This is a genomic window from Amycolatopsis sp. Poz14, assembly GCF_006704225.1.
GTDB classification, from domain to species: Bacteria; Actinomycetota; Actinomycetes; order Mycobacteriales; family Pseudonocardiaceae; genus Amycolatopsis; species Amycolatopsis nivea.
Genome location: NZ_JACLHD010000001.1, coordinates 8,882,891 through 8,896,877, shown reverse-complemented (window position 1 = coordinate 8,896,877; position 13,987 = coordinate 8,882,891). Strand labels below are relative to the sequence as shown.

General features: G+C 68.6%; 12 protein-coding genes. 9 read left to right on the top strand and 3 right to left on the bottom strand.

Annotated features, from left to right (window positions below; translation table 11 throughout):
* Positions 1-3 precede the first annotated feature (3 nt).
* The 3 genes from ligA to FKO37_RS41340 all read left to right on the top strand — a co-directional run bounded on the left by ligA (position 4) and on the right by FKO37_RS41340 (position 3,377).
* A complete protein-coding gene (gene ligA / locus FKO37_RS41350; protein ID WP_134727822.1) occupies positions 4-2,163 on the top strand; it encodes an NAD-dependent DNA ligase LigA in 2,160 nt (719 codons plus the stop codon).
* Complete coding sequence (locus FKO37_RS41345) at positions 2,156-2,650, top strand: GNAT family N-acetyltransferase (RefSeq protein WP_037811794.1); 495 nt, start codon at positions 2,156-2,158, stop codon at positions 2,648-2,650. The genes ligA and FKO37_RS41345 overlap by 8 nt, the downstream gene beginning before the upstream one ends.
* A gap of 322 nt (positions 2,651-2,972) precedes the next feature.
* The gene (locus FKO37_RS41340) at positions 2,973-3,377 is read left to right on the top strand and encodes a PASTA domain-containing protein (RefSeq protein WP_037811792.1); all 405 of its coding nucleotides are present in this window, start codon (positions 2,973-2,975) and stop codon (positions 3,375-3,377) included.
* 228 nt (positions 3,378-3,605) lie between these two features.
* Here the strand turns inward: FKO37_RS41340 and FKO37_RS41335 are convergent, their stop codons facing one another.
* The gene (locus tag FKO37_RS41335; RefSeq protein ID WP_037716711.1) at positions 3,606-4,259 is read right to left on the bottom strand and encodes an amino acid-binding protein; all 654 of its coding nucleotides are present in this window, start codon (positions 4,257-4,259) and stop codon (positions 3,606-3,608) included.
* A 221-nt stretch (positions 4,260-4,480) separates the two neighbouring features.
* Between FKO37_RS41335 and gatC the strand changes: the two genes are divergently transcribed.
* The 4 genes from gatC to FKO37_RS41315 are packed head-to-tail and all read left to right on the top strand — an operon-like array spanning position 4,481 to position 8,315.
* A complete protein-coding gene (gatC, locus tag FKO37_RS41330) occupies positions 4,481-4,780 on the top strand; it encodes an Asp-tRNA(Asn)/Glu-tRNA(Gln) amidotransferase subunit GatC (RefSeq protein WP_037811790.1) in 300 nt (99 codons plus the stop codon).
* On the top strand, positions 4,777-6,294 hold the full coding sequence (gatA, locus tag FKO37_RS41325; protein WP_037811788.1) for an Asp-tRNA(Asn)/Glu-tRNA(Gln) amidotransferase subunit GatA: 1,518 nt from the start codon (positions 4,777-4,779) through the stop codon (positions 6,292-6,294). The genes gatC and gatA overlap by 4 nt, the downstream gene beginning before the upstream one ends.
* Positions 6,291-7,796: an Asp-tRNA(Asn)/Glu-tRNA(Gln) amidotransferase subunit GatB gene (gene gatB / locus FKO37_RS41320; protein WP_037811785.1), complete on the top strand. Its 1,506-nt coding sequence runs from the start codon at positions 6,291-6,293 to the stop codon at positions 7,794-7,796. The genes gatA and gatB overlap by 4 nt, the downstream gene beginning before the upstream one ends.
* On the top strand, positions 7,797-8,315 hold the full coding sequence (locus FKO37_RS41315) for a hypothetical protein (protein WP_037811783.1): 519 nt from the start codon (positions 7,797-7,799) through the stop codon (positions 8,313-8,315).
* 375 nt (positions 8,316-8,690) lie between these two features.
* Here the strand turns inward: FKO37_RS41315 and FKO37_RS41310 are convergent, their stop codons facing one another.
* Positions 8,691-9,899, bottom strand: coding sequence for a sorbosone dehydrogenase family protein (locus FKO37_RS41310; RefSeq protein WP_238608416.1), 1,209 nt, complete (start codon positions 9,897-9,899; stop codon positions 8,691-8,693).
* A 58-nt stretch (positions 9,900-9,957) separates the two neighbouring features.
* Between FKO37_RS41310 and FKO37_RS41305 the strand changes: the two genes are divergently transcribed.
* On the top strand, positions 9,958-10,866 hold the full coding sequence (locus FKO37_RS41305; RefSeq protein ID WP_238607919.1) for a 2-hydroxyacid dehydrogenase: 909 nt from the start codon (positions 9,958-9,960) through the stop codon (positions 10,864-10,866).
* 105 nt (positions 10,867-10,971) lie between these two features.
* A complete protein-coding gene (locus tag FKO37_RS41300; protein WP_134665599.1) occupies positions 10,972-11,547 on the top strand; it encodes a DoxX family membrane protein in 576 nt (191 codons plus the stop codon).
* Between the two features lie 588 nt (positions 11,548-12,135).
* Here FKO37_RS41300 and ilvD read toward each other — a convergent pair.
* A complete protein-coding gene (ilvD, locus tag FKO37_RS41295) occupies positions 12,136-13,980 on the bottom strand; it encodes a dihydroxy-acid dehydratase (protein ID WP_134665597.1) in 1,845 nt (614 codons plus the stop codon).
* Between the last annotated feature and the right edge of the window lie 7 nt (positions 13,981-13,987).

The window sequence follows — 13,987 nt, the reverse complement described above, 5'->3', positions numbered from 1 at the left end:
CCTGTGAGCAGCACCGACCTTCCCCAAGACCAGGCGGCCGTGGAGGCCGCCCAGGACGTGACCGACGTACCGGCCGACGTGCGCGAGCGGCACGGCGCGCTCGCCGAGGAGATCCGCGGCCATCAGTTCCGGTACTACGTGCTGGATTCGCCGATCGTCTCCGACGGCCAGTTCGACGCGCTCCTCAGCGATCTCCAGGAGATCGAGGACGAGTACCCGGCGCTGGTCACGCCGGATTCGCCGACCCAGAACGTCGGCGGCACGTTCTCCACCGAGTTCGTCGCGCACGACCACCTCGAGCGCATGCTGAGCCTGGACAACGTGTTCGACACCGAGGAGTTCCTCACCTGGGTCGAACGGGTCGAGAAGGAAATCGGGTCCACGGAGTACTTGGCCGAGCTGAAGATCGACGGGCTCGCCATCAACCTGCTCTACGAAAACGGCAAGCTCACCAGGGGCCTTACCCGCGGCGACGGGCGTACGGGCGAGGACGTCACGCTCAACATCCGCACCCTCGACCAGGTACCGGACCAGCTCACCGGCACCGACGAGTTCCCAGTGCCGAAGCTCGTCGAGGTGCGCGGCGAGGTCTACTTCCGCGTCGAGGACTTCCTTGAGCTGAACGCGAAGATGGTCGAGGCGGGCAAGTTGCCGTACGCGAATCCGCGCAACACCGCTGCCGGGTCGCTGCGGCAGAAGGACCCGAAAATCACCAGGGAGCGCCGGCTACGGCTGATCTGCCACGGTCTCGGCAAGCGCGATGGTTTCGAGCCGGTGACGCAGTCGCATGCTTACGACGCGTTGGCGGCGTGGGGGTTGCCGGTGTCGCCGCACACGCGAGTGCTGCGGACCGGCAAGGAGCTCACCGATCACATCGCCTATTGGGGTGAACATCGGCACGACGCCGAGCACGAGATCGACGGCGTGGTGATCAAGGTCGATCAGGTCGCTTTGCAGCGCCGGCTCGGCACCACGTCGCGTGCGCCGCGGTGGGCGATCGCGTACAAGTATCCGCCGGAAGAGGCGATCACGACGTTGCTCGACATCCAGGTCGGCGTCGGGCGCACAGGGCGGGTCACCCCGTTCGCCGTAACCGAGCCTGTGAAGGTCGCGGGCTCGACGGTCGCGCGGGCGACGCTGCACAACCAAGAAGAGGTCAAGCGCAAGGGCGTGCTGATCGGCGACCGGATCGTGATCCGCAAGGCCGGCGACGTGATTCCCGAGGTGCTCGGTCCCGTCGTCGACGCGCGGACCGGCGACGAGCGCGAATTCGTCATGCCCACCGAATGCCCGGAATGCGGCACGGAACTCGCCTATCAAAAGGAAGGCGACAAGGACATCCGGTGCCCGAACACCCGGTTCTGTCCTGCGCAGCTGCGGGAACGGCTGTTCCATCTCGCCGGTCGCGGTGCGTTCGACATCGAGGTGCTCGGGTACGAGGCGGCGGTTGCGCTGCTCGACGCCAGGGTGGTCGCTGACGAGGGCGACGTATTCGACCTCACCGAGGAGGCGCTCGCCGAGGTGGAGTTGTTCCGCACCAAGGCAGGCGACCTGTCGGCGAACGCGCGGAAGCTTCTGGCGAACCTCGATTCGGCGAAGGACCGTCCGCTGTGGAAAGTGATCGTCGCGCTGTCGATCCGGCATGTCGGGCCGACCGCGGCGCAGGCGCTCGCGCGCGAATTCGGTTCGTTGCAACGGATCGAGGACGCGAGCGAGGAGGAACTCGCGGACGTCGACGGCGTCGGCCCGACCATCGCGCACGCCGTGCAGGAATGGTTCGAGGTCGACTGGCACCGGGAAATCGTCGAAAAATGGCGACGGGCCGGGGTTCGGATGGAGGAAGAGCGCGACGAGTCCATCCCGCGGAATCTCGAGGGCCTGTCGATCGTGGTGACCGGTTCGCTGGACGGGTTTTCCCGTGACGAAGCGAAGGAAGTCATCATGGCGCGCGGCGGCAAAGCTGCGGGATCGGTGTCGAAGAAGACGGCGTTCGTTGTGGTGGGCGAAGCTCCGGGGGCGAAGTACGACAAGGCTGTGCAGTTGAAGGTGCCGGTGCTGGACGAGAACGGGTTCCGCGCGTTGCTGGAGCGCGGCCCGGAGGCGGCTGCGGAACTGGCGCTCGACACCGGTTCGGACGAGGAAGCTGAGGGCGGCGATGAGTGAGGTGGAGATCCGTCCGGCGCGGCCGGAGGAGTTTGAGGCGCTCGGCGAGGTGACCGTCGAGGCTTACCGGATCGAGGGATTCTTCGACACGGACGCGGCGTACGAGGCGAAACTCCGTGACGTGTCGGGGCGAGCGGAGCACGCCGAGCTGCTGGTCGCGGTAGATCCGGACGGAGAGGTCTTGGGCTCGGTCGCGATCGTTCAGCCCGGGAGCAAGCTGTCCGAGATTTCCCAGCCGGGTGAGCTGGAGTTCCGCATGCTGGCGGTCGCGGAGGCGGCGCGCGGGCGAGGGGTCGGGGAGGCGCTCACCCAGGCGGTGCTGACCCGTGGCCGGGAACTCGGCGTCGACCGGGTCGTGCTGAGCAGCCTCGACGTGATGCGGAAGGCGCACCGGCTCTACGAGCGGCTTGGGTTCCGGCGCTTGCCCGCGCGGGACTGGCATCCGCATCCGGGGGTCAACCTGATCGCCTACGAATACGGCTTCTGACCGCTCGTTCTCGCTGGTCAGGGACTTTTGCCGTTTTTTGGCGAAAGCGTTGGACGGGGTTCGCCGCCGGTTTTCGCCGTTGAGTGGCGACGGTTTGGCGAACCCCGCCTGGGCTTCCGTCGGGTACTGGTGAGCGCTTTGGCGGACCTGGCGGTGGGCGTCGGTCGGGCGGAAGTGGTCGAGGCTGTCGCTGGCGGACGGCTGTGCGTCGGCGCGTCTGTTTGGCGAGCTTCGACTGGGTACGGGTTGTAACGTCTGGATGTCTGGCTTCGACTCAAGCTGTCACGCGTGAAGTACCGACTCGTACCGAGGAAGCGTGAGCATGGCGAAATTCGTTCAAGCCGCAGTACCGGTCGTTGGCGTTGCCGCGTTTCTTGCTGTTGCGTGCAACGCGGCACCACAACCTGGTGGCACCTCGACGACGACAGTCACGAGCGAGACTGTGACCGCGACGGCGACCCAGTCCGCGACGGCAACCGTGAGCGCACCGGTCAGCACTGCGCAGCCGGCGACGATCAAAGTCCCTGACGTGTCCGGGATGAATCATCAGGACGCGCAGGACGCCATGCAGGCGGCTGGGCTGTACAACCTGCGCGAGGTCGATTCGTCCGGGAAGAAACGGATGATGATCATCGACCGGAACTGGTGCCAGACCGGGCAGGATCCCAAGCCCGGGACCGTGGTTTCCGCTGGCACAGTCGTCACCCTCTATGCCGACAAGTGCTGATCGCCGCAGCCAGGGGAGTCGGTAGGCGTTTCACCTTCATGAGGGAGATTGTCTGCACTTGAGGACGGCCGACGGCGGCTGAACTACAGTGCGACGAGGGGCCGAGTCGGGCTCGAATTTGTGCTGGCTACGACCTTTTACCGGCCGATTCGCCGATTATCGGCAACCAAGATCCGCCAGACGCTCCGCTCGGCCACCACCTTCAGGACACCTGACCCAAATCTCGGGTCACCCGTCCAGGACCACCGCGACGATCCCGGCGAAGTGCGCCAGCCGGGCGACCTCCGCAGCACGGAAGTTGGGCCCGCCCGGTCGCGCGACGAGCATCGCCTTCCCCGGCTTGCCCAGCGGAGTGGCGGCCAGTTCGGTGCCGAGCTCCTTCCACGTCTCCGGGACCCACGAATCCTCGCCGTCCAAGACGGTCGCACGTTCCAGCGGCAGCCACGGCAAGTCCGTGAACGGGTTCTCTGGCGCCGCGCTCGACGAAGCCAAGCGGCGAGGTCCCGATTCCGCGTGCTCGACGATCACCGCCCACCCGGCGCGGATGATCTTCGGCACACCTTCGGCGAGCAAATCCAGCCCGGCCTTCGGCTGTGCGGCGATCTCCTCGACCAGTTCGAGCTCGCGATGGGTGTCGAGGATGCCCGCGTACGGCCGCACCGCGTCGACCTCGACGCCTTCCACGCTCTCGGCCGCGGTGATCAGCGCGTCCGGGAGCCTGCCCGACGGGAGTTCGACCACCAGGTCGTCGATCGCGAGGCCGCCGCCGCGTTCCACCACGTCCACGCTCAGGATGTCGGCCCCGACCGTGCCGAGCGCGGTCGCGACCGCGCCGAGGGTGCCGGGGGAGTCCGGTAGCTGGACCCGGATCAGGAACGACACCACGCGCCCCTCTCGCCTCAGGCGTCCCAGCCCTGTCGTGGGACGCGCTTGCCGGGCGCCGATTGTGACAGACCGGGTACCCGCGGGGGCCCGCTGTCCGGCAAGCGGGACGCCCTGCCCGGCGCCCGCGGCCCGATAACCCGGTCGAACCGTCCGACGCCGTCACCATAGACTTGCAGCTTCCGAGAGCACCCGCACAGCACACCCCGGGAGTCACCCGCGTGCCCAACATTTCCCGAGACGAGGTCGCACACCTCGCGAGGCTGGCCAGGCTGGCCGTGACCGACGACGAGCTGGACGTTTTCGCCGGCCAGCTCGATCAGATCCTGGACTCGGTCGCGAAGGTCAGCGAAGTCGCCGAGGAAGACGTCCCGCCGACCTCGCACGCCGTGCCGCTGACGAACGTCTTCCGCGAGGACACCGTCCGGCCCAGTCTCGAGCAGCAGGACGCGCTGGCCGCCGCGCCGGCCGCCGAGGACGGCCGGTTCCGGGTGCCGCGGATCCTGGGAGAAGAACAGTGAGCGAACTCGTCAAGCTGACCGCCGCCGAACTGGCGGCGAAGATCCACTCGCGCGAGGTGTCCGCCGTCGAGGTCGCGCAGGCGCACCTGGACCGGATCGCCGCGGTGGACGACCACGTGCACGCGTTCCTGCACGTCGACACGGAAGGCGCGCTCGGCGCGGCCAAGGCCGTCGACGAGCAGCTGGCCGCGGGAGAGCAGCCGGCGTCGCCGCTGGCGGGCGTCCCGCTGGCGCTGAAGGACGTGCTGACCACTAAGGGCGTCCCGACGACCTGCGGGTCCCGCACGCTCGAGGGATGGCTGCCGCCGTACGACGCGACCGTCACGCGCAAGCTGCGCGAAGCGGGCGTCGTGATCCTCGGCAAGACGAACATGGACGAGTTTGCGATGGGCTCCTCCACGGAGAACTCGGCGTACGGCCCGACGCACAACCCGTGGGACCACGCGCGCATCCCGGGTGGTTCGGGCGGTGGCTCCTCTGCGGCGATTTCGGCGTTCGAGGCGGCTCTCGCGATCGGTACGGACACCGGCGGCTCGATCCGCCAGCCCGGCGCTGTCACCGGCACTGTGGGCGTGAAGCCGACGTATGGCGGAGTGTCGCGCTACGGCCTCGTGGCGTTCTCGTCTTCGCTCGACCAGGCCGGGCCGTGCGCGCGTACGGTGCTTGACGCCGCGCTGCTGCACGAAGCGATCGCTGGCTACGACCCGATGGACTCGACGTCCATCAACGCACCGGTGCCGCCGGTTGTCGCCGCGGCGCGCGAAGGCGCGAAGGGCGACCTGTCCGGCGTACGCGTCGGCGTTGTGAAGGAGTTCGGCGGCGACGGCTACCAGGCAGGCGTGCTGCGCTCGTTCCAGGCTGCCGTGGAGCAGCTTCGCGCTCTCGGCGCCGAAGTGGTGGAGGTGTCGTGCCCGCACTTCACGTACGCGCTGCCTGCGTACTACCTGATCGCGCCGAGCGAAGCGTCGTCGAACCTCGCGCGCTTCGACGCGATGCGGTACGGCCTGCGCGTTTCGGACGACGGCGAACACAGCGCCGAAGAAGTGATGTCGCTGACCCGCGAGAAGGGCTTCGGCGCTGAAGTGAAGCGTCGCATCATGCTCGGCACGTACGCGCTTTCGTCGGGCTACTACGACGCGTACTACGGCTCCGCGCAGAAGGTGCGCACGCTCATCACGCGCGACTTCACGCAGGCCTTCGAGAAGGTCGACGTGCTCGTGTCGCCGACGACGCCGACCACGGCGTTCAAGCTCGGCGAGCGCGTGGACGACCCGATGGCGATGTACCTCGCCGACCTGTGCACCATCCCGTCGAACCTCGCGGGCAACGCCGCCATGAGCGTCCCGAGCGGACTGTCCGACGAGGACGGGCTGCCGGTCGGCCTGCAGATCATGGCCCCGGCGCTCGCCGACGACCGGCTGTACCGCGTCGGCGCCGCGTACGAGGCCGCGCGCGACGCCGCTGCCGGCGGCTCGCTCGTGCACCAGGCTCCGGAGCTGGGAGGAACGAAGTGACTGCCGTGGCCGAGTTGATGGACTACGCCGAGGTCATCGAGCGGTTCGACCCCGTGCTCGGGCTCGAGGTCCACGTTGAGCTCAGCACGAACACGAAGATGTTCTGCGGCTGCGTCAACGAGTTCGGCGGCGAGCCGAACACCAAGACGTGCCCGACCTGTCTCGGCCTGCCCGGTTCGCTGCCTGCCGTGAACGGCAAGGCGGTCGAGGGCGCGATCCGGATCGGTCTCGCGCTCAACTGCGAGATCGCGGAGTGGTGCCGGTTCGCCCGGAAGAACTACTTCTACCCGGACATGCCGAAGAACTTCCAGACGTCGCAGTACGACGAGCCGATCGCGTTCGACGGCTACCTCGACGTGACGCTGGACGACGGCGAGGTCGTGCGCGTCGAGATCGAGCGCGCGCACATGGAGGAGGACACCGGCAAGTCGCTGCACATCGGCGGCGCGACCGGCCGGATCCACGGCGCCGAGCACTCGCTGCTCGACTACAACCGCGCCGGCGTGCCGCTGATCGAGATCGTCACCAAGCCGATCACCGGCACCGGCGAGCGGGCGCCCGAGGTGGCGCGCGCGTACGTCACCGCGCTGCGCGACCTGCTGCGGGCGCTCGACGTGTCCGACGTCCGCATGGACCAGGGCTCGCTGCGCTGCGACGCGAACGTGTCGCTGATGGCCAAGGACGCGACGGAATTCGGCACGCGCACCGAGACGAAGAACGTCAACTCGCTGCGCAGTGTCGAACGCGCGGTGCGGTACGAGATGACGCGCCAGGCGGCGATTCTCGCCGAAGGCGGGTCGATCCGGCAGGAGACGCGGCACTTCCAGGAGGCCGACGGCACCACGTCGTCCGGGCGCGCCAAGGAAACCGCGGAGGACTACCGGTACTTCCCGGAGCCCGACCTCGTGCCGATCGCGCCGTCGCGCGAGTGGGTCGAGGAACTGCGTGCGACGCTGCCGGAGATGCCCTGGGAGCGGCGCAAGCGGATCCAGGAAGAGTGGAAGCTCTCCGACGAGGCGCTGCGCGACCTGCTGAACGTCGGTGCTGTGGACCTCGTCGCGGCGACGGTCGAAGCAGGTGCGACGCCGGACGAGGCGCGCGGCTGGTGGGTCAACACGCTGGCGCAGGAAGCGAACACGCGCGAGGTCGAGCTTGCCGAACTGGCGATCACGCCGGCGCAGGTCGCCGAGGTGATCGGGCTCGTGTCCTCCGGGGAGCTGACGAACAAGCTCGCCAAGGAGGTCGTGCAGGGCGTTCTCGCGGGCGAGGGTTCGCCGCGCGAGGTCGTCGAGAAGCGCGGCCTGAAGGTCGTTTCCGACGATTCGGCGCTGCTCACCGCGGTCGACGAAGCTCTGGCCGCGCAGCCGGACATCGCCGACAAGATCCGCGGCGGCAAGGTCGCCGCGGCAGGCGCGATCGTCGGCGCGGTCATGAAGGCGACCAAGGGCCAGGCCGACGCCAAGCGGGTGCGCGAGCTGATCATCGAGCGCGTCGGTTCCTGAGTGGCTTTTTCGCTTCGACGCGTCACCTGGCGCGAGTGGCTCGGCCTGGCGGCCGGGCTGCTCGCGGCCGGGTCGACAGCCCTGCCCTGGACTGTGTTGTCGGCGGACACCGCGACGCCCGATGTCCGCGAGGCGTTTAAGACGTTGCCGCACAGCGACGTCGTGCGCACGGCGTGGAATTCGGATCTTTTCTCGTGGGGGCCGCCGTTGCTGCTGGCCGTGGTCGGCCTCGCGGTGGTCCTGTTCGGGCAGGTCACGAAGGCACGAGTGAGCGGGCTGCCGCAGTTGTGGCTGGTGGGCGGCTTGGCGACGGTTTTGCTGATGGTGATCGGCTGGACGACGCTGGACTGGGTGTTCGACAGCGATCAACGGGCGTTCCTGGACGCTGCGGGCGTGTCGATCTCGGGCGGGGTCGGACGGTATCTCGGGATGGCGTTCGCGGTCGGGTCGGTCGTGGTGGCGATCGTGGACATCCGGGCGGCTCGGGCGGAGAGCCGGGCTTCCCGTCGTCGCCGCTGAACGGCAACGCGGGTCGGTCCTGGCTGGGCTTCTGGCAGATTCGCCGCTCAGCGGCGACGGGGTTGAGTTCTCGTGGGCTGGCTTCGGGGGATTCGCCGCTGGCTGGCGACGGGTGCTCGGATCGGGAGTCGACGCTTAGCGGATGGGGCGTTGAGCGGCGACGCATGCTCAGCCGGGACGCGGGTTGGTGGATTCGCCGCCGAGTGGCGACTCCGACCGGACTTCACGTCGGCTGCGCGCAGCGGGCCACGGCAAGCGGGCGGCTCGAGTGGAAACAGAATGTCGCGTGATCAGGTCAGGTGTCGCCACTAAATGGCTAACCGCAGGTCGGCTGGCCATTGAGCCCGGGAAAGGATCTGCCCGACGCGCCCGGCGTCAGTCCTTGCCGGGACCGCCGCCCGTGTCGCTCATCACGATCAGGACCACGCGGTCGTCGCTGGAGACCGGTTTGCCGCCGTCCTTGTTGACGGTTCCGGCGACGGCCAGCTGAGGGTTGATCATGCTCATGGCGGAGAGCCGGCCGTACGTCGTGGCGGCCTTGCTTTTGCCGTCGAGGGTGACCGTCGGCTTGCCGGTGACCGCCCCGTCTTTGTTGACCGGCACGTTCTGCATACCCGTGGACGACGCGATGCCGAGGATGCCGTTCGCGTCGACGAAATCGACGCAGCCGCCGAGAGTGGGCTTGTCCTGCCAGGTCCACGCGGGTGTGCTGAGGGGCTGTCCGGGATGGAGGCGGTACACGGCGTCCGGGCCGTTGGCCGGGTGATCCGTCACCCACGTGCGCTTCCCGTCGGACGAACGGCAGATGCCGCCGGGAGAGTGCAGGCCGGCTGCGTAGACGGCTGACCCGGACGTGGGATTGCCAGTCGCCGGCTTTCCGGAAACGTCGATGCGCAGGACCTTGCCTGCCAGGGAATTCGGGTCCGCAGCTGCGGCTGGGTTGCCGGCGTCGCCGGTCGCGACGAGCAGTGCGCCGCTTCCGTCGCTGGCCAGCGCGCCGCGGTTGCCGGTCGGGCCCTTCGGGATTCCGGTCAGCACCGGCTTCGGGGCCTGGCCCTTGGCGAAGCGCACGACTCGGTTGTCCGACGCAGTGGTGACGTACGCGAAGACCAGCTGATCCTCGACATAACTCGGTGACAGCGCCAGGCTGGTGAGCCCTCCGTCGCCGTCGGCCTGGACGTCCAGTTGCGCGAACGACGTCGCGTCATGTCCGGAGCTGGCCAGCATCACCCGGCCGGTTTTCCGTTCACCGGCGAGAGCGGCGGGCGCGGATCCTTCGCCGGGAAGCCCGGCGACGGCGGCGACTGTGTCCAGGCAGGTGGCGATGACGGCCTTGTCGAAGTCCTTGCAGCCCTGCGGAGGCGGAACCGGCGAGGGCGGCGCTTGCGCGGGGCCGTTTCGGGGACCGCTGCCGGGGCCGTCGCCGTGCTCCTGGACGTGCGGCGGCGATTCCGGGCTCGGCACCGGCGCGGGGGTGAACGTCTGGCCGGCGGCGGTGTCGTCGAACCGGGCGCAGCCGGAAAGCACGAGGCCGCCGCAGGCGAGGAGGGCCAGCGGCGCCGACCACCGGAACCGGGTACGCATGATGCCCCAGCCTAGGTGGCGCGGCGTGAGCCACTGGTAAGTGGTTACCGTGGTGATCATGACAGTCACCGTGCTGGTCCCGGACGACGAGGGCGTCGCCGTGCTGTCCGAAATCCCCCTCGTCCACGCGGTGCGCTACGAATGGGGCCACCCGTTACCGCCGGAGGCTGCGAAAGCCGAGGTGCTCGTCCCGGCCATGGATTCGGCGGGCGACGACATCTGGAGCGATCTGCCGAACCTCAAGCTGGTCCAGCTCCTGACCGCCGGCGCGGAAGACTGGGTCGGCCGCGTCCCGGACGGCGTGCTGTTGTCCACCTGCCGCGGCGCGCACGGCGGCAGCATGGCGGAGTGGGTCGTCGGCGTCCTGTTGTCGATGTATCGGAACCTGGACGTTTACGCGGCGGCGCAGCGGGCTGGGCGATGGGAGCAGTTGCCGTCGGACACTCTGCAGGGCCAGCGCGTATTGATCGTCGGGGCTGGGGACGTCGGACGGCAGTTGCGGCGGCGGTTGGAACCGTTCGACGTTCGCTGCACGATGGTCGGGATGTCGGCGCGTGAGGGCGTGCACGGTGTCGACGAGTTACCGGAACTGCTGCCGCACCACGATGTGGTGGTCATGATGGTCCCCCTCACGTCGCGGACGCGGGGGATGGTCGACGCTGATTTCCTCGCGGCGATGCGTGACGGCGCGGTGTTGGTCAATGCTGCTCAAGGGCCGGTTGTGGTTACCGACGCGCTCGCGGCGGAGCTGGTGGCGGGAAGGCTTCGCGCCGCGCTCGACGTGACCGATCCCGAGCCGTTGCCAGATGGCCATCCGTTGTGGACAGCGCCCGGTTTCGTGCTGACTCCGCACGTGGCCGGAGCGGTGCGGGGCGTCCGGCGGCGCGCTTATTTGGTGGCTGCCGCGGAAATCGCCCGGTACGCTGGCGGAGAGCTACCTGGAAATCTCGTGCGCGGCGAATACTGATCATTTCCCGGATGTCGGCATGGCACTCAGGGTGAACCCTGAAAGAGCCCCTGACCTCGGCGTGCTCGCTCGCGGGCCACGGCTGAATCCCCTAATCTTCGCCGCGTGACCACTCAAGGGGACGACTACCAGACCAGCGTGCTGTCCGGTGTCGAGGACTCTGCCGGCAACGACTACGACGAACCGCGGCAGGGCGGTCTCGGCTTCGGCCTGCTCGTCCTGCGCCTGGGGCTCGGCGTGATCATGGGTGCGCACGGCCTGCAGCATCTGTTCGGCGCTTTCGGCGGACCGGGCGTCGGCGGGTTCGCGCACGTGCTCGAGATGTTCGGGTACCACAAACAGACGACGCTGCTGTCCTGGATCACCGGCATCACCGAGGTCGCGGGCAGTGCGCTGCTGATCGTCGGCCTCTTCACCCCGCTCGCCGCGGCGGGGCTGCTGGGTGTGGCCGCGAACATCGTCTACGCGAAGTTCCACGGAGGCTTCTTCGAGGGCGCAGGTCAGGGCTGGGAGTACGAGCTGCTCCTGGGCCTGTGCGCGCTGACGCTGATCTTCACCGGCGCGGGCACCATCTCGCTGGAGCGGAACACGCCGTGGCGGAAACGGCCGCTGCCGCTGGGGTTCATCTCGTTGCTGCTGGCGGCGGCCGCGTCTGTGGTGGTCATCGTTCTGACTCGCTGACCCGGCCGGGGCCTGCGTCGCTGACTGCGCGGAGGACGCAACGGTGGGGTTGGTGGACTCGGGTCGTTGACCAGACCGCTCAGGTGTTGCCGTTTAGTGGCGAATGCCTGGTCGGGGCCGCAATCCGAGGTTCGCTGGACTCGCTCGTGAGTGGCGGCAGTAGACGTGGGTGCCGCGGCTGGAGCTTGGCGCGCGGGTGGGCGGTCCGTGGCCGTTGAGTGGCGAATCGTGCCGCTCGGGGGCCTTGGACTGGCGAGAGCGAGTGTTCGCCGTTTGGCGGCGAATGTTGCTGCCTGGCGACTCGGGCAGGCCGGAGCGACTGCTCGCCGTTGAGTGGCGATTCGCGTTGACCCCGGGGTGGGTTGGGCTGGTCAGGGGAGCGGTCGCCGTTGAGTGGCGAATGGGGCGGGCCGGGGGACTTGGGCTAGACACGGTGACCGTTGGCCGTTCAGTGGCGAATCGCGTCGACCGGGATCCGTCGGCGGCGCAATTCGGGATTCGCAGCGGTGGAAGCCGACTGGTCGGGATACCGAAAAGGGGCCCGCGCACCACGCGCGGGCCCCTTTTCGGCTAAAGCGAACAGCAGGATCAGCGGTTCGGGTCCCGGACCGCGCCGGTGTCGGCCGACGTGGCCATCCGGGCGTAGGCCCGCAGCGCCGAGGTGATCGGGCGTTCCCGGTCCTTCGGCTGCCACGGACGCTCGGAAGCCTCCATCTTCGCCCGCCGTTCGGCCAGAACTTCCGGCTCGACCAGCAGCTCGAGCCGGCGCTCGTGGACGTCCAGGACGATCTGGTCGCCGTTCTCCACCAGGCCGATCAGTCCGCCCGCGGCAGCTTCCGGCGAGATGTGCCCGACCGAGATGCCCGAGGAACCGCCGGAGAAACGGCCGTCGGTGATCAGGGCGCATTTCTTGCCGAGGCCGGATCCCTTGAGGAACGCCGTCGGGTGCAGCATTTCCTGCATGCCGGGACCGCCCGCCGGGCCCTCGTAGCGGATGACCAGCACTTCGCCCGGCTGGATCTCCTTCTTCAGGATCGCCGACACGGCTTCCTCTTGGCTTTCCAGCACCCGCGCCGGGCCCTGGAAGTGCCACAGCTCCTCGTCGATGCCCGCGGACTTGATCACGGCGCCGTTCTCGGCCAGGTTGCCGCGCAGGATCGCGAGGCCGCCGTCCTTCGTGTAGGCGTGTTCGACGTCGCGGATGCAGCCGCCAGCGGCGTCGGTGTCCAGCGACGACCAGCGGTTTTCCGTCGAGAACGCCTGCGTGGTCCGGACCCCGCCCGGTGCGGCGTGGAACAGCTCCAGCGCCTTCTCCGACGGAGACTCGGCGCGGATGTCCCACTCGTTCAGCCACGTCGCGATGTCCGGGGCGTGGACCGCGTGCACGCCGGTGTTCAGCAGGCCGCCGCGGTACAGCTCGCCCAGGATCGCGGGGATTCCGCCGGCCCGGTGGACGTCTTCCATGTGGTAGTCGGAGTTCGGCGCGACCTTCGAAAGGCACGGCACCCGCCGTCCGATGGCGTCGATGTCGCTGATCGTGAAGTCGACCTCGCCCTCCTGCGCGGCGGCGAGGATGTGCAGCACGGTGTTCGTCGACCCGCCCATGGCCATATCGAGCGCCATCGCGTTCTCGAACGCCTCCTTCGTGGCGATCGAACGCGGCAGCGCGGACTCGTCATCGGAGCCGTACCAGCGCTTGCACAGCTCGACCACCGTGCGTCCGGCGTTGGAGAACAGTTCGCGGCGAGCCGCGTGCGTCGCGAGCGTGGAACCGTTGCCCGGCAACGACAAGCCCAGCGCTTCGGTGAGGCAGTTCATCGAGTTCGCGGTGAACATGCCGGAGCAGGAACCGCAGGTCGGACAGGCGGAGCGCTCGACCTCGGACAGACCGGCCTCGTCGACTGCGGAGTTCGCGGAGGCCGCGATGGTGGTGATCAAGTCGGTCGGGGCGTGCGCGACGCCTTCGACGACCACTGCCTTGCCGGCTTCCATCGGACCGCCGGAGACGAACACGGTCGGGATGTTGAGCCGCATCGCGGCGTTGAGCATGCCCGGCGTGATCTTGTCGCAGTTGGAGATGCACACCAGCGCGTCGGCCTGGTGCGCGTTGACCATGTACTCCACCGAGTCGGCGATGATCTCGCGCGAGGGCAGCGAGTAGAGCATGCCCGAGTGACCCATCGCGATGCCGTCGTCGACCGCGATCGTGTGGAACTCGCGCGCGATGCCGCCTGCTTCGGCGACCGCCTCGGCGACGATCTCGCCGAGGTCCTTGAGGTGCACGTGGCCGGGCACGAACTGGGTGTAGGAGTTGGCGATCGCGACGATCGGCTTGCCGAAATCGCTGTCGGTCATTCCGGTCGCACGCCAGAGCGAGCGTGCGCCCGCCGCGTTGCGACCGTGGGTGGTGGTCCGGGAACGGAGGTGCGGCACGGCATTC

Coding starts and splice junctions, on each gene's coding strand:
- FKO37_RS41345 (WP_037811794.1), top strand. CDS start 2,156: ATGAGTGAGGTGGAGATCCGTCCGGCGCGGCCGGAGGAGTTTGAGGCG.
- FKO37_RS41340 (WP_037811792.1), top strand. CDS start 2,973: ATGGCGAAATTCGTTCAAGCCGCAGTACCGGTCGTTGGCGTTGCCGCG.
- FKO37_RS41310 (WP_238608416.1), bottom strand. CDS start 9,899: ATGCGTACCCGGTTCCGGTGGTCGGCGCCGCTGGCCCTCCTCGCCTGC.
- FKO37_RS41305 (WP_238607919.1), top strand. CDS start 9,958: ATGACAGTCACCGTGCTGGTCCCGGACGACGAGGGCGTCGCCGTGCTG.